General features: G+C 34.8%; 16 protein-coding genes, 3 tRNA genes and 1 pseudogene. 18 read left to right on the top strand and 2 right to left on the bottom strand.

From position 1 onward, the window contains the following. Positions 1-535: 535 nt before the first annotated feature. The 6 genes and pseudogenes from HCW_RS09780 to xseA form a co-directional block, all read left to right on the top strand. A pseudogene (locus HCW_RS09780) lies at positions 536-1,150 on the top strand (outer membrane protein); the annotation flags it as partial. 880 nt (positions 1,151-2,030) lie between these two features. Continuing rightward, the gene (gene purA / locus HCW_RS07835) at positions 2,031-3,266 is read left to right on the top strand and encodes an adenylosuccinate synthase (protein ID WP_014661683.1); all 1,236 of its coding nucleotides are present in this window, start codon (positions 2,031-2,033) and stop codon (positions 3,264-3,266) included. Beyond that, the gene (locus tag HCW_RS07830; protein WP_014661682.1) at positions 3,263-3,691 is read left to right on the top strand and encodes a flagellar export protein FliJ; all 429 of its coding nucleotides are present in this window, start codon (positions 3,263-3,265) and stop codon (positions 3,689-3,691) included. Before purA ends, HCW_RS07830 begins: the two co-directional genes overlap by 4 nt. Continuing rightward, positions 3,684-4,358, top strand: a complete 675-nt coding sequence (locus HCW_RS07825) for a MotE family protein (RefSeq protein ID WP_014661681.1) — start codon at positions 3,684-3,686, stop codon at positions 4,356-4,358. Before HCW_RS07830 ends, HCW_RS07825 begins: the two co-directional genes overlap by 8 nt. A gap of 9 nt (positions 4,359-4,367) precedes the next feature. Next, complete coding sequence (gene rseP / locus HCW_RS07820; RefSeq protein ID WP_014661680.1) at positions 4,368-5,402, top strand: RIP metalloprotease RseP; 1,035 nt, start codon at positions 4,368-4,370, stop codon at positions 5,400-5,402. 12 nt (positions 5,403-5,414) lie between these two features. After that, positions 5,415-6,680 carry an exodeoxyribonuclease VII large subunit gene (xseA, locus tag HCW_RS07815; protein ID WP_014661679.1) on the top strand — a complete coding sequence of 422 codons (1,266 nt, stop codon included), beginning with the start codon at positions 5,415-5,417 and terminating at the stop codon, positions 6,678-6,680. A 30-nt stretch (positions 6,681-6,710) separates the two neighbouring features. Here the strand turns inward: xseA and HCW_RS07810 are convergent. After that, positions 6,711-6,795, bottom strand: a tRNA-Leu gene (locus tag HCW_RS07810). 168 nt (positions 6,796-6,963) lie between these two features. Here HCW_RS07810 and HCW_RS07805 point away from each other — a divergent pair. From HCW_RS07805 to truA, 4 genes are read left to right on the top strand one after another with little or no spacing between them, the layout of a single operon-like run. Next, on the top strand, positions 6,964-7,989 hold the full coding sequence (locus HCW_RS07805) for a ribonucleotide-diphosphate reductase subunit beta (RefSeq protein WP_014661678.1): 1,026 nt from the start codon (positions 6,964-6,966) through the stop codon (positions 7,987-7,989). Positions 7,990-7,998: 9 nt separating this feature from the next. Beyond that, positions 7,999-8,628 (top strand): protein-L-isoaspartate O-methyltransferase, encoded by a 630-nt coding sequence (gene pcm, locus HCW_RS07800; protein ID WP_014661677.1) that lies wholly within the window; start codon positions 7,999-8,001, stop codon positions 8,626-8,628. A gap of 18 nt (positions 8,629-8,646) precedes the next feature. Beyond that, positions 8,647-9,684 (top strand): LptF/LptG family permease, encoded by a 1,038-nt coding sequence (locus tag HCW_RS07795; protein WP_014661676.1) that lies wholly within the window; start codon positions 8,647-8,649, stop codon positions 9,682-9,684. Beyond that, the gene (gene truA / locus HCW_RS07790; protein WP_014661675.1) at positions 9,685-10,413 is read left to right on the top strand and encodes a tRNA pseudouridine(38-40) synthase TruA; all 729 of its coding nucleotides are present in this window, start codon (positions 9,685-9,687) and stop codon (positions 10,411-10,413) included. Here the strand turns inward: truA and galE are convergent. Beyond that, positions 10,407-11,441, bottom strand: a complete 1,035-nt coding sequence (gene galE / locus HCW_RS07785) for a UDP-glucose 4-epimerase GalE (RefSeq protein ID WP_014661674.1) — start codon at positions 11,439-11,441, stop codon at positions 10,407-10,409. The genes truA and galE overlap by 7 nt on opposite strands. 108 nt (positions 11,442-11,549) lie before the next feature. On the opposite strand from galE, the gene HCW_RS07780 reads away from it, so the two are divergent. The 8 genes from HCW_RS07780 to HCW_RS07745 all read left to right on the top strand — a co-directional run bounded on the left by HCW_RS07780 (position 11,550) and on the right by HCW_RS07745 (position 15,357). Then, positions 11,550-11,626 (top strand) — tRNA-Ile (locus HCW_RS07780). A gap of 21 nt (positions 11,627-11,647) precedes the next feature. Further along, positions 11,648-11,723: transfer RNA gene (locus HCW_RS07775), tRNA-Ala, on the top strand. Between the two features lie 217 nt (positions 11,724-11,940). After that, positions 11,941-12,228: a hypothetical protein gene (locus HCW_RS07770; RefSeq protein ID WP_014661673.1), complete on the top strand. Its 288-nt coding sequence runs from the start codon at positions 11,941-11,943 to the stop codon at positions 12,226-12,228. A gap of 11 nt (positions 12,229-12,239) precedes the next feature. After that, entirely contained in the window at positions 12,240-12,791 is a 552-nt protein-coding gene (locus HCW_RS07765) for an FkbM family methyltransferase (RefSeq protein WP_014661672.1), read from the top strand. Between the two features lie 191 nt (positions 12,792-12,982). After that, on the top strand, positions 12,983-13,624 hold the full coding sequence (sodB, locus tag HCW_RS07760) for a superoxide dismutase [Fe] (RefSeq protein WP_014661671.1): 642 nt from the start codon (positions 12,983-12,985) through the stop codon (positions 13,622-13,624). A gap of 80 nt (positions 13,625-13,704) precedes the next feature. After that, positions 13,705-14,484 carry a thiazole synthase gene (locus HCW_RS07755; protein WP_014661670.1) on the top strand — a complete coding sequence of 260 codons (780 nt, stop codon included), beginning with the start codon at positions 13,705-13,707 and terminating at the stop codon, positions 14,482-14,484. Between the two features lie 10 nt (positions 14,485-14,494). Then, positions 14,495-14,815 carry a hypothetical protein gene (locus tag HCW_RS07750; RefSeq protein ID WP_014661669.1) on the top strand — a complete coding sequence of 107 codons (321 nt, stop codon included), beginning with the start codon at positions 14,495-14,497 and terminating at the stop codon, positions 14,813-14,815. 2 nt (positions 14,816-14,817) lie between these two features. After that, positions 14,818-15,357: an FkbM family methyltransferase gene (locus HCW_RS07745; protein ID WP_014661668.1), complete on the top strand. Its 540-nt coding sequence runs from the start codon at positions 14,818-14,820 to the stop codon at positions 15,355-15,357. Positions 15,358-15,497: the final 140 nt, after the last annotated feature.

Here is a 15,497-nt window from a genome sequence, read left to right as displayed (position 1 = left end):
TAACACCATTTATCCCGTTGCAAATGAATTGAATGATTTGTATAACATTATCAGTAAGGCTGAAACTGATAACAAAAATGTTGGTTCGCAAATTACTACTGCTGTAGAAAAAATAAATGGGTATTTAAATACTAGCAATAGCGCTGATACTGAGATTATAAAAGCCTTAAAAAGCTTGCCTTATGCTAACCCTAATGCAACCCCACAAACTCCCCCTCAAAAATCAAGCGCCATAGAAACCACAGAGGTTACAAAGCCCGCTGATTCTGGCTCTAGCTCTCAAACTTGTAATAATATGTATTATTATATTCAAGGTGTTGTGAAAACTCTCCAAACAGATGCTAGTAATTCTAGTGCTAGTGATAATACAGCAATGGCTACGGCCTTAAAAGATGCTTTGAATCTTCTCACTTCTAAAACTTCTAATATCCAAGCTTTCACAGAGAACTTACAGCAACTGCTTGGAGTTCCTGTGCAACAAGCAAGTGAGGCTATTTTTGGTGCTTTAGGAACTTATAAAAATGATTTGAATAGACTTAGTTCTATGCTTAGTCGTTATGATGAACCCTACCTACCTCAATTTGTTGCGGGTAAAAGCTCTCAGCATGGCGTGAGTAATGGTTTGGGTATTCAAATGGGTTATAAACAATTCTTTGGACGCTCTAAAAATGTTGGGTTTCGCTATTATGGATTCTTTGATTATGGCTATACTCAGTTAGGTATTCTTAATACTGAGGTTAATGCAAATATCTTTACTTATGGGGTAGGAACAGACTTTTTATGGAATATCTTTAGAAGAACTTTCTTGGACAAGGCGTTGAATATGGGTGTTTATGGAGGGATTCAAATTGCAGGGAATACTTGGGATAGCTCATTATATCATCAAATTAAGACTAACTTTGATAGCCCCAAGCATTTAAACCCTACGAATTTCCAATTCTTATTCAACCTTGGTTTGAGAGCGAACTTCGCACGAGCGACACACTATCGTTTCTTGCAATTCAAAAACCACACACAAATCATTCAGCATGGTGTGGAATTTGGTGTGAAAATCCCTGCAATCAATCAAGCGTATTTAAGAAGTGCGGGCGCTGATGTAACTTACAGACGCTTGTATATTTTCTATGTGAATTATAATATTGGATTTTAATTCTTTAAGTCTCTAAAATTTTTAGAGGCTTTTTGCTTTTTTAATGACTCTTTTTCATAACTCATTCTAAGGCGATTTTTAAATTTTTGATAGGTTTTAAAGTTTTAATCTTTTTAATGCATTAATCTTTTTTATCTAAAAGCCACTTAAGATTTTTGCACTAAGATTGATATTTTTTAGAAAGCATGATGAAAACATTGCAATTAAAAGGGAGTTTATGCTAAACTCCCCCATGTTTTAATAACAAAAAGTTACTAAAATCATGCATAATAATGCTATAATCACAATGTTATTCATGATTACTCCTTTAAATCTTAAATTTAGAGAGAGTAATCGCCTAGAGAAGTTGCTACCTTCTTTAGGCGGTATAACTTCCCTAGAATGCGATTATAGCTTAAAATACTTTCAGCCTATCTTTAAAATTTAAATATTTTTATTTTAATTATCAATTAAATTGTGATGAAGTTATTAAAAAGGGTTTAAAAAAATAATGAAAACATTGCAATGAAGAGAGAGCTTTAAAGGCTCTCTCATGATTTTAATAACAAAAAGTTACTAAAATCATGCATAATAATGCTATAATTGCAACGATTTTCATGGTTGCTCCTTAAATGTAAATTTAGGGAACAACCGCCTAGAGAAGTCGTTACCTTCTTTAGGCGGTATAACTTCCCTAGAATGTGATTATAATCCATAAAACCTTAAATTTTTTAATTATTATTTTTTAAAAGCGCTTAATTTTAAATTTTTATGACAAAGTTTTAGAGTGGTTTTTCTTTTATTGTGTTTTTTTTGGTATTCTAGTCTGTTTGACTTTGTTATAAAAGAGCTTTAATTAAAATCAAATCTACTTAAAATCATTCATTAAGGAATATAACGCATGGCAGATGTAGTCGTAGGCATTCAGTGGGGAGATGAGGGCAAAGGAAAAATTGTAGATAAAATCGCTAAAGATTATGCGTTTGTAGTGCGCTATCAAGGCGGACATAACGCAGGGCATACGATTGTGCATGAGGGAATTAAGCATTCCTTGCATTTAATGCCCTCTGGGGTGCTATACCCACAATGTAAGAATATTATTTCTAGTGGCGTAGTTATTAGCGTGAAAGATTTATGCGAAGAAATGGCGCAGTTTAAAAACTTAGAGGGGCGTTTGTTTGTAAGCGATAGAGCGCATGTGATTTTGCCCTATCATGTAGAAAAAGATGCCTTTAAAGAAAAGTCTCAAAATATTGGCACGACCAAAAAAGGCATTGGCCCTTGCTATGAAGATAAAATGGCTAGAAGTGGCTTAAGAATGGGGGATTTATTAGACGATGAAGTTTTAGAAAAAAAATTAAACGCTCACTTTAAAGCCATTGAACCTTTTAAGGCAATTTATGGCTTGAGTGAAAATTACGAACAAGACTTAAGAGAATATTTTAAGATTTATGCCCCAAAAATTCGCCCCTTTATTACGGATACCACTATTATGCTTATTAACGCCAGACAAAAAGGTGAAAAAATCCTTTTAGAAGGCGCTCAAGGCACGCTTTTAGACATTGATTTGGGGACTTATCCTTTTGTAACAAGCTCAAGCACCATTAGTGCGAGCGCATGTGTAAGCACAGGGCTAAACCCCAAGGTCATTGATGAAGTTATAGGCATTACTAAGGCGTATTGCACTCGTGTAGGCAATGGGCCTTTTCCTAGCGAAGATTTGACTTCTATGGGCGAGACTTTAAGAAGTAGGGGAGCAGAATTTGGCACAACAACTAAACGCCCAAGGCGTTGTGGCTGGTTAGATTTAGTAGCCTTAAAATATGCGTGTGCTTTGAATGGTTGCACACAATTAGCCTTGATGAAATTAGATGTTTTAGACGGATTTGATGAAGTAAAAGTGTGTGTAGGCTATGAGAAAAATGGCGCTACTTTAGAGTATTTTCCAAGTGATTTGAGTGGTTGTGCGCCTATTTATAAGAGCTTTAAGGGGTGGGAGAGAAGTGTTGGCGCAAGAGATTTAAAAGATTTGCCACAAAATGCTAGGGATTATGTGCGTTTTATTGAAGAAGAAGTGGGGGTAAAAATCAGTCTTATTTCTACAAGCCCTGAGAGAGAAGACACGATTTTTCTATGAAGAAATTTGCTACAACTTTAGTTCAAATCAATGAATACGCTTTGCATAGATTAGAGCAAAAGCTTTTAGAAAAACGCCAACTTTTTTTGCAAATTGAAGAGAAAATGCTAAAAAGTCAGCAAGATTTGAGCGCTTTTAGTAGCCCTATTTTGGGGAATGTGGGGCTATTTTTACAAACTCAGCATTTAAAAAATGCTTTAAGAATTGAGATTGGTTCTATTAAAAGACAGCTTGATGAAGTGGCAAAAGACATTCAAGCGTTAGAACAAGATTATGTTATGGCTCATCAAGAATTGGAGAAAGCTAAATTCATTTTAGAAAATGAAGTTAAAAAAGCTACGAAACTTTTAGAAAAAAAGGAGCAAGCTTTATTAGATGAAAGCGCCTTAATCTTGCATTTTGCCAAAAAGGGTTTGCATGCATAAAATAATCTTAGGATTTGTGGTAGTAGGTTTTCTAACGCACTTGATTGCTGATGAAAAAGATGCGAAAGAATTATTGCGCTGTAGTGTGATTTTTGAATCCAAAAAAGCTGAAATCAAAGAAGAATTAGACGAGCTTAATCAAAAAGAGCAGTCTTTAAAGATTCTACAAACTGAAAACGCACGCCTTTTGCAAGAAAAAAGCGATTTATTAGATAAAAAAGAGCAAGAGATAGATAAAAAAAATAAAGCCCTAGAGACTAGAGAAGAGGCTTTTAGAGTCTTGCAAGAAACTGAAAAAAAACGCATGGAAAGTTTATTAGAAGAAGATGAGCAAATCTTAGAGCAAATCAAACAGGCTAAGGCGAGTAAAATTGGCGAGACTTATTCTAAGATGAAAGATTCAAAATCTGCGTTGATTTTAGAGAATTTACCCACTCAAAACGCCCTAGAAATTTTAATGGCACTAAAGCCCCAAGAATTAGGCAAGATTCTAGCTAAAATGGAGCCTAAAAAGGCGGCTGATTTGACTAAATTATGGCAAAAATCCCCACGAGATACTGACACAAAGAAGTCTAATGCAAATGCCCCTCAAGCACCTAATAGACCTATAGCACCCACTGCGCCCACACCTCCACAAAATAAAGCACCAGAAAGCCCCACAAAATAAAGGACAAGCATGCTAGTTATGGCGATTTTGATGTTAGCGTTTTTAATCTTTGTCCATGAGTTAGGGCATTTTGTAATGGCTAGAATTTGTGGGGTGAAGGTAGAAGTTTTTAGTATTGGCTTTGGTAAAAAACTTTGTTTTTTTAAGCTTTTTAACACACAATTTGCTTTATCTTTAATTCCGCTTGGGGGCTATGTAAAATTAAAAGGCATGGATAAAGAAGAGAGTGATGAAAATAAGCATAGTGATAGTTACGCACAAAAAAGCTCTTTTCAAAAATTATGGATACTTTTTGGGGGGGCGTTTTTTAACTTCCTTTTTGCGATTTTAGTGTATTTTTTTCTGGCACTAAGTGGGGAAAAAGTCTTACTACCTATCATTGGTGATTTAGAAAATAACGCTTTAGAAGCCGGACTATTAAAAGGGGATAAAATCCTTTCTATCAATCATCAAAAAATAAAAAGTTTTAGAGAGATTAGAGAGTTAGTAACGCACTCTCAAGGCGAATTAATCCTAGAGATAGAACGCAACAACCAAGTTTTAGAAAAGCGACTAACCCCTAAAATTGTCGTCATTCCTAATGAGTCTAATGAAATGATGAGATACAAGGTGATTGGCATTAAACCTGATACTCAAAAAGTAGGCGTTGTCTCTTATGCGGTTTTTCCAGCATTCAAACTTGCTTTGAATAGGTTTAAAGAAGGCGTTGATTTGATTATAGACTCTTTAAGGCGTTTGATTGTAGGGAGTGCATCAGCTAAAGAATTAAGTGGGGTAGTAGGCATTGTGGGGGCATTAAGCCATGCAAATAGTTTTAGCGCGCTTTTATTATTTGGGGCGTTCTTGTCTATCAATTTAGGGATTTTAAACTTATTACCCATTCCAGCACTTGATGGGGCGCAAATGCTAGGGGTTATTTTTAAAAGCGTGTTTAAAACGACCTTGCCCACATCTATCCATAACATGTTATGGTTAGTAGGGGTAGGGTTTTTGATTTTTATCATGCTCTTAGGGTTGTTTAATGATATTACACGCCTTGTATAAGGAAGTTTTACAATGAGTGTATTAGGTGTGAGCGAATTAAACGCTCAAATACAAGCCCTTTTAGAAACGACTTTTTTACAAGTGAGAGTTCAAGGTGAAATCAGTAACCTAACCATTCATAAGGCAAGTGGACATGTGTATTTTTCTTTGAAAGACAGCCACTCTGTGATTAAATGCGTTTTGTTTAAAGGCAATGCGAGTAGGCTCAAATTCGCTTTAAAAGAAGGGCAAGAAGTCATTGTTTTTGGCGCCATTAGTGTGTATGCTCCAAGGGGGGAATACCAAATCAAATGTTTAGAATTAGAGCCTAAAGAGTTAGGTTCATTAGCCTTAGCTTTAGAGCAACTCAAAGAGAAATTACGCCTTAAGGGCTATTTTGATAAAGCTCATAAACTACCTAAACCAAGCTTTCCTAAGCGTGTGGCGTTAATCACTTCAAAAAGTTCCGCCGCTTTGGCTGATATGAAAAAAATTGCTTTCAAACGATGGCCTATGTGTGAATTAGTCTGTATAGACACTTTAATGCAAGGGGAATTATGCGTAAAAAGCGTGGTAGAAAACATCGCTTATGCGGATAGTTTTTATAACACACCAAAGGCTTTTGATGCGATTGTTGTCGCTAGGGGTGGGGGGAGCATGGAAGATTTGTATTCTTTCAATGATGAAAAAATTGCTGATGCACTATTTTTAGCTAAAACTTTCACTATTTCTGCTATAGGGCATGAAAGCGATTTTTTATTGAGTGATTTGGTGGCCGATTTAAGGGCTTCTACGCCTTCAAATGCGATGGAAATTCTACTTCCTAGTAGTGATGAATGGCTTCAACGCCTTGATGAATACCACTTAAAATTGCAACGCTATTTTAGAGTGTTATTTAGTCAAAAAAAGGCGGTTTTAGAGCATTTAGAGACTTCTTTAAAACGATTGAGTTTTGAAAATAAGCACCATTTGCATTCTTTAAAACTTAAGAATCTAAAAATTGCTTTAGAAAGTAAGGTTTTAGAGATGTTACGCCTTAAAAAAATGTTTTTAGAAAATGCAACTACTCAAATGTTAACAAACCCTTTTTTACAAGCCAAAACAGAGCGTTTGAATGCGTTAGAAAACGCTCTTAAACTCGCTTATGCACATTTGAAATTACCCAAATTTGGAGCGTTTGTCAGTAAGGGTAATAAAGCTATAGAATTAGAGAAGTTAAAACCTAGTGATAAAATTGAATTGAGTAATGAAAAAGTCAAAGTGGGTGCAGAAATTCTAACTATCAGCAAGCATTCTTAAGAAGTTTTAAATAAAAAGCTAAAAGATATATGGTGCGGAAGAGAGGACTCGAACCTCCATGCCTTGCGGCGCTAGATCCTAAGTCTAGTGCGTCTACCAGTTTCGCCACTTCCGCACAAAATAAAATGAAAGGAAGTGAGATTATAGCTAGTTAATCCTTTAAAAATACTGAAACGATTAAAATTCTCAAAAAAATTAAGTTTTATGCTTACTTTTAAGGGGTTTTAAATGCTTTTAAGAGTATCCTATAGGACTAATAATTATATGGTTTTTAAGGAAAAATATGGAAGTTTCACGCAAGAAGATTTATAACCCTAATTCTACAGAAAGTGTGAATGAACGAAAGATTTTTGGGGGTAATCCTACAAGCATGTTTGATTTGAATAAAATCAAGTATCAATGGGCTGATGATTTATGGAAAATGATGCTCGCTAACACTTGGTTTGCTGAAGAAGTGAGCATGAATGATGATAAGAGAGATTATCTCAAATTGAGTGCGGAAGAAAAAATCGGCTATGACAGAGCCTTAGCACAACTCATTTTTATGGATAGCTTACAAACCAATAATCTCATTGATAATGTCAATCCTTTTATCACCAGTCCAGAGATTAATCTATGCTTGGTGCGTCAAGCTTATGAAGAAGCCTTACACAGCCATGCGTATGCAGTTATGGTAGAAAGCATTAGTGCGAATACGGAAGAGATTTATGATATGTGGCGCACTGATATGCAACTCAAGAGCAAGAATGATTACATCGCTGAAGTGTATATGGAATTAGCCAAAAACCCTACAGAAGAAAACATTATCAAAGCTCTTTTTGCTAATCAAATTTTAGAAGGGATTTATTTCTATAGTGGGTTTAGCTATTTTTACACTCTAGCTAGAAGTGGTAAAATGCTAGGCTCAGCTCAAATGATACGCTTTATTCAAAGAGACGAAGTAACGCATTTGATTTTGTTTCAAAACATGATAAATGCCTTAAGGAATGAGCGAGCGGATTTGTTCACACCACAATTAATTAGTGAAGTCATAGAGATGTTTAAAAAAGCTGTAGAGATTGAATCTGCTTGGGGGGATTACATCACACAAGGTAAGATTTTAGGTCTTACTTCAAGCTTGATTGAGCAATATATTCAGTTTTTAGCAGATAGCCGTTTGAGTAAGGTAGGCATTCCTAAAATTTATGGCGTTCAACACCCCATTAAATGGGTAGAGAGCTTTTCAAGTTTTAATGAGCAACGCTCCAATTTCTTTGAAGCTAGAGTGAGTAATTATGCTAAAGGAAGCGTGAGTTTTGATGATTTTTAAGGTGCTTGCTTGAAGAGTATAAAAAATCGCTTGATGTGTGAAGAAATCAATAAGCGTTTCAGTTTGCATGCAAAAGTAAGAAAAGCTATGGAAAGCATAAACAGAGAAATCTTTGTCCCAAAACCTTTCAAGCATTTTGCTTATACTTTAAACGCACTATCTATGCAAGCAGAACAATATATTTCTTCGCCCTTAACCGTGGCAAAAATGACGCAATATTTACAAGTGGATAATGTGGATAGCGTGCTAGAAATTGGCTGTGGGAGTGGCTATCAAGCGGCGGTATTGTCTCAAATTTTTAGGCGTGTTTTTAGTATTGAAAGGATTGAAAGCTTGTATATAGAAGCACGCTCACGCATTAAAGCTTTAGGCTTTTCAAATGTTCATATTAAGCTTGCTGATGGGAACAAGGGCTGGGAGCAATACGCCCCTTATGATAGGATTTTATTTTCTGCTTGTGCTAAAAGTATTCCGCAAGCTCTCATTGACCAACTTGAAGAAGGCGGAATTTTAGTTGCACCCATGCAAGAAAATAACGAGCAAGTGATTAAACGCTTTATTAAAAGAAATGGTGTGTTAGTTTTAGAAAAGGTGCTAGAAAAATGCTTGTTTGTGCCTATTTTAGATGGGGTGCAATAGGGGGATTTAGAATATATAATGGTTAAGCACTATCTTTTTTTAGCGGTTTCGCAAGTCTTTTTTTCATTCTTTTTGGTGCTGTTTTTTATTTCTTCTATCGTGCTTTTAATTGGCATTGCAAGCGTTACAATGGTGATTAAAGTAAGCTTTTTAGATTTAGTGCAACTCTTTTTGTATTCAATGCCCGGAACCATATTTTTTATTCTACCGATTACCTTTTTTGCGGCTTGTGCTTTGGGACTTTCAAGGCTTAGTTATGACCATGAGTTATTAGTGTTTTTTTCCTTAGGAATCTCGCCTAAAAAAATGACTGAAGTGTTTGTGCCAATAAGTATCTTAGTGAGCGTGATTTTATTGGTGTTTTCGCTTATCTTAATCCCTACTTCTAAGAGTGCGTATTATGGATTTTTGCGTCAAAAAAAGGACAAGATTGATATTAATATTAGAGAGGGCGAATTTGGACAAAAACTAGGCGATTGGCTTGTGTATGTGGATAGGGCCAAAGATAATTCTTATGATAATTTGGTGCTTTTTTCTAATAAAAGCCTTTCTCAAGAAAGTTTTATTTTGGCTCAAAAGGGCAATATCAATAATAAAGATGGCGTATTTGAATTGAATCTATACAATGGGAATGCGTATTTTGCGCAAGATGACAAAATGCGTAAAATTGATTTTGATGAATTGCATTTACGCAACAAACTCAAATCTTTTAATTCTAAAGATGCAGCTTATTTGCAAGGCACTGATTATATAGGCTATTGGAAAAGAGCCTTTGGTAAAGAGGCGAATAAAAGTCAAAGGCGTCGGTTTTCTCAAGCGATTTTAGTTTCACTCTTTCCCTTAGCGAGTGTGTTTTTAATCCCCTTATTTGGCATAGCTAACCCACGATTTAAGACTAATCTTAGTTATGTGTATGTGCTTGGAGCGATTGGCATTTATTTTTTAATGGTGCATGTGATTTCTACAGATTTGTTTGTAATGACCTTTTTATTCCCCTTTATTTGGGCGTTCATTTCTTATTTATTATTTAAGAAATTCATCTTAAAGCGTTACTAAATGCGAAGTTTCAAGGCAACTATCGCTTATGATGGGGCGTATTTTTTAGGCTATGCCAAACAGCCTAATAAGCTTGGCGTTCAAGATAAAATTGAGAGCGCTTTAAATTCATTAGGGATTAAAAGTGCTGTAGTTTCAGCCGGACGCACCGATAAAGGCGTGCATGCAAACAATCAAGTTCTATCCTTTTCTGCCCCTAAGCATTGGAATGCAACTAATTTATTTCATTATCTAGCCCCTAAGCTTGCTCCACACATTGTCTTAAAAAAATTAGAAGAAAAGAATTTTCATGCAAGATTTGACGCTAAAAAAAGAGCGTATCGCTACCTTTTAACCAAACATTTAAAAACGCCCTTTCTCTCTCCCTACATAGCTTGCAACAATTATGGCTCATTAGATTTGTTAAATACGGCTTTAAAGCAATTTATAGGCAAGCATAATTTTTCTCTCTTTAAAAAAGAAGGTGGGGCTAGAACCAATCCTAAGCGCATTATTTTTAAAGCCTTTGCTTATGAAACTTGTATTATGGGGCATAAGTGTGTGGTGTTTAAAATCATAGGCGATGCGTTTTTACGCTCTAGTGTTAGGCTTATGGTTCAAGCAAGCGTGGCGTATTCATTGCAAAAAATTACACTCGCTGAACTTCAAAATCAAATCAATAACATTAAAGCCACCATCCACACGCCCATAATGGCTAATGGCTTGTATTTGCATAGGGTGTATTATTGAAATTTCAAAAGGTGTTCTTCCCATTCTAAAGCGCTTTTTATAATGGTGTCTAGGTTGTTATAAAGGGGCTTAAAAGAAGTGTTTTTTAAGATTTTAGCGTTATTAGCGATTAAATTTGCAGGATCACCTGCTCGTTTGTCTAAAATCTCTACTAAAAAATCGTTGTTTGAGATTTCTTTAACCTTTTGTATCACTTCTTTTACGCTATAGCCTTGATTGTAGCCGACATTATAGATTTCACTTTGGTTTTTTTCTAAAAGAGCCTGATAGCTTGCTAAATGAGCGTTTGCTAAATCATCTACATGGATATAATCTCTAATACAAGTGCCATCAATAGTGGGGTAGTTAGTGCCAAAAATCCCCATTTTTTTCCTTTTACCCACCGCACATTCGCACGCAATTTTGATTAAATGCGTGGCGTTTAAACTGCGTTGACCTAGCGTGTAGGGGGTAGAATAATCATTTTTTAAGCATGCCCCAGCCACATTGAAATAGCGTAAGATAACGCATTTAAAATCTTCTATTTTAGAAGTGTCTAACAAAATCCTTTCGCTCATCATTTTAGACGCCCCATAAGGATTGATAGGATTTAATGGGCTTTCTTCATTCACGCTTGAGTTTGTCTCGCCATAAACGGCGGCTGTGGAAGAAAAAATAAAATGCTTGATTTTATGTTTGAGACAAAGTTTGGTAAGCTCTAGGGTGTTAAGCGTGTTGTTGGTGTAGTATTCTAAAGGTAGGCGAACAGATTCTTCTACTAAGAGCTTAGCCCCAAAGTGTAAGATTGCTTGAATTGGCTCAATTAGTTGTTGCTTACTAAAAAAGGTGTCTAAAGTTTGTGTCTCATTCAAACTAGCCTGAATGAATGTAACCCTATTAGGATAGTAATATTCTAGTGCTTTTACATGCTCTAAAAAACCGGTGCTCAAATTATCCAAAATGATGATGTTTTCTTTAGTTCGTTCTAAAAACACTCTTGCAGTATGAGAGCCAATATAACCGCATGCCCCTGTAAATAATAACGCCATGAAATCCCCTTAAGTATGAAAGTATAATAAAAGTATTGTAGCATTTTTATAAAAACTTATTATTTAAGAAAATTTTAAGATAATTTACTTTATAATTCTATCTTTTAAGGGCTTATAGCTCAGGTGGTTAGAGCGCACCCCTGATAAGGGTGAGGTCGGAGGTTCAACTCCTCCTAAGCCCACCATTCTTTTACAATCCTTTGTTTGGGGAATTAGCTCAGCTGGGAGAGCGCCTGCTTTGCACGCAGGAGGTCAGCGGTTCGATCCCGCTATTCTCCACCATTTTATTGACTTATTTTTCTTGCTGTTTTTTGATAAATAAATCTTGTATTTTTGTTATTTAAGAGATTATGATTTGTATTTCTTGCCGTTATTAAGATTTTTAAGAATTAATTTTCTAAAAGTTATGGTTTAAATTATCAAGATATTTGTTTAAGACATGATAAAATTAGAACATGGTAGCTCGTTTGAGATTTTAATCAAAAGTTTAAGGAAATCAATGTTTGCAAAAATTTTTAAAAAGATTTTACACAAATTGAAATTATGGTATTACCTACCTAATAGTATAATGGAACTTAAAAAAGATACTAAAATAATTAAATGCAAGCTTTCCATGCCAGATAACATTTGGCGCAATAATAACACGCTTTTTTATGTGCCAAATTACCCTTTAGATTTGATTCAGTCGCATATCGTAGAGACAAAAACCTATTTTGAAATAGAAATTCTTAAGGAATTAAAAGAGATTCTCACCCCCCCCCCCCACGTAATCAAAAAAGCGCTCTAAATAAAGAGGGGTTGTATATTTTAGACATAGGAGCTAATATTGGTAATCATTCGCTCTATTTTGCCCTAGAGTGTCAAGCAACTAAAATTTTAGCCTTTGAGCCTATCTTTTCTACTTTTGAAATTTTAGAAAAAAATATTGCTTTAAATCATTTGCAAAACATTGTTACACCTCTTAATGTGGGGTTATCTAACAAAAGTATTAATGCAAAAATTTTTCACAATTCTCACTATAACGATAATATTGCTTTTCACGCCGATAATATTGGAGGAACAGCGCTTACCCAAGATGAAAAAGGCGCTTTTAAATTGATTGCCCTAGATTCAATCAATTTAAAAGATTATGGCTTTGAGAGGCTTGATTTTGTTAAAATTGATGTAGAAAATCATGAAATTGAAATGCTTGAGGGTGCATTAGAAACTTTGAAAAAATACCGCCCTATTATCTTTATTGAAACTTTTGAAAACAATAAAAATAGAGTATTTAGTATTTTAGAGAATTTAGGGTATTTACATAAGAAACCTTTTCGCGATAATAACTATCTTTTTACTCCTAAAGAATAGCTAAGAAACTTCACTAAGCTTTTGTCTAAAGACTAAGATGAAAAGATGATTGTCCATAAATCAACTTTATTTTTTTAAAAATGACATAAAAATTCACATTTTTTCATCATTGCAAGATTTTTAAGACTTAATTTGTCAAAAAATGCTAAAAATGACTATAATATGCCAATTCTAAAAAATAAGGAGAAACCATGTTTCAATTAAGAGAATTACCTTTTGCTAAAGATAGTATGGGAGATTTTTTAAGTCCTGTAGCCTTTGATTTCCACCATGGAAAGCACCATCAAACCTATGTGAATAATTTGAATAACTTAATTAAAGGCACTGAGTTTGAAGAGAGTTGCTTATACACTATTTTGACTAAGTCTAGTGGGGGCGTGTTTAATAACGCTGCTCAAATTTATAACCACGATTTTTATTGGGATTGTATAGCTCCTAAAGCGAGTGCGTTAAGCGATGAATTAAAAGAGGCTTTAGAAAAAGACTTTGGTTCATTAGAGAAGTTTAAAGAAGAATTTATCAAGAGTGCGACTACTTTATTTGGCTCTGGTTGGAATTGGGCAGTGTATAATGTAGAAACTCAAAAGATTGAAATTATCCAAACTAGCAACGCTCAAACCCCAGTAACGGATAAAAAAGTCCCCCTTTTAGTGGTAGATGTGTGGGAGCATGCTTACTATATTGACCACAAAAACGCACGCCCTGTGTATTTGGAGAAATTCTATGAGCATATCAATTGGGATTTTGTCTCTAAATGCTATGAGTGGGCAAAAAAAGAGGGCTTAGGCTCAGTAGAACACTACATCAATGAATTGGTGCATAAAAAAGCTTAATCTTTGATAATACAAATTAGAAGGGGTTTTTACCCTTTTAATTTGTGAAACTTCTCTAAATAAGGCAATAGGAAATCCAAATGAATGATGACTTAATTATAGGTTCTAAAATTTTCAAATCTAGGCTTATTGTTGGCTCTGGTAAATATAAGGACTTTGCAACGACTAAAGAGGCGACTTTAAAGAGTGGGGCTGAGATGATAACCGTTGCTATTAGGCGTGTGAATATCATCAATAAAAATGAAGAAAATTTATTAGAGACCTTTAAAGACACTTCAATTAGCTTTTTACCTAATTCTGCGGGGTGTGTGGAGGCTAATGAGGCGATTGCTTTATTTAGATTAGTTAGAGAGGCAACAGGCATTGATTTTATCAAATTAGAAATCATTGGGGATAAAGAAAAGACTTTATACCCTGATGTTTTAGAAACTCTAAAAGCTTGTGAAATTCTAGCTAAAGAGGGGTTTTGTGTTCTAGCCTATACTAATGATGACCCCATTATGGCTAAACATTTAGAAAATGCGGGGGCAAGTGCAGTGATGCCACTAGCTGCTCCTATTGGAAGTGGCTTAGGGATACAAAATCGCTACAATATTAGTTTTATTAAAGATGCCATTAAAGTGCCTGTAATTGTAGATGCAGGTGTAGGGTGTGCGAGTGATGCAAGTATTGCGATGGAGTGTGGAGCAGATGGTGTGCTAAGTAATTCAGCTATCGCTCTAGCCAAAGACCCCATTTTAATGGCAGAGAGCTTGAAGTATGCCGTTATTGCAGGAAGAAAAAGCTTTTTAGCAGGGCGCATGGAAAAAAAGGCATACGCAAGCGCCTCTTCACCCCTATTTGGAATGGCGCAGTTATAAAAGGAAATCAATGTTTGCAAAAATTTTTAAAAAGATTTTACACAAATTGAAATTATGGTATTACTTGCCTAGTAATATGGAGCTAATCAAGCAAGTTATGCAAGATAACATGCAAATCAAACGCAAACTTTCTATGCTAGATAGTGTGTGGTATAACAATAATACATCCTTTTATGTGCCAAATTACCCCTTAGACCCTATTCAAAATGACATTGTAGATAAAGGAACCTATTTTGAAATAGAAATCCTTAAGGAATTAAAAGACATTCTCACCCCCCCCCCCCCAATAATCAAAAAGCGCTCTCAAATAAAGAGGGGCTATACATTTTAGATGTGGGAGCTAATATTGGTAATCATTCGCTCTATTTTGCCCTAGAGTGTCAAGCAACTAAAATTTTAGCCTTTGAGCCTATCTTTTCTACTTTTGAAATTTTAGAAAAAAATATTGCTTTAAATCATTTGCAAAACATTGTTACACCTCTTAATGTGGGGTTATCTAACAAAAGTATTAATGCAAAAATTAATTCTCAATACTTGCATTATGGACAGATTACTGGGTTTTATCTGCATAATATGGGTGCAGTAAGTCTCACTCAAGATGAAAAAGGCGCTTTTAAATTGATTGCCCTAGATTCAATCAATTTAAAAGATTATGGCTTTGAGAGGCTTGATTTTGTTAAAATTGATGTAGAAAATCATGAAATTGAAATGCTTGAGGGTGCATTAGAAACTTTGAAAAAATACCGCCCTATTATCTTTATTGAAACTTTTGAAAATAACAAAGATAGAGTATTTAGTATTTTAGATAGTTTAGGTTACCAACACACAAAGTCATTCCCTTATGATAACTATCTCTTTATCCCTAAAGAATAGCTAAGAAACTTCACTAAGCTTTTATCTAAAGATAAGATGAAAACTTGGTGGTATTTATCTAAAATTGTTCCACTCAAAAATCTTTTATCTCAATAAGAATTAATAAAATTAAACGAAAGTTAAACAAAAAAGATTTATAC

Source organism: Helicobacter cetorum MIT 00-7128 (assembly GCF_000259255.1).
GTDB lineage: Bacteria > Campylobacterota > Campylobacteria > Campylobacterales > Helicobacteraceae > Helicobacter > Helicobacter cetorum_B.
Note: the sequence above shows the minus strand (reverse complement) of the source record. Positions and strands in the feature narration are given on the sequence as shown.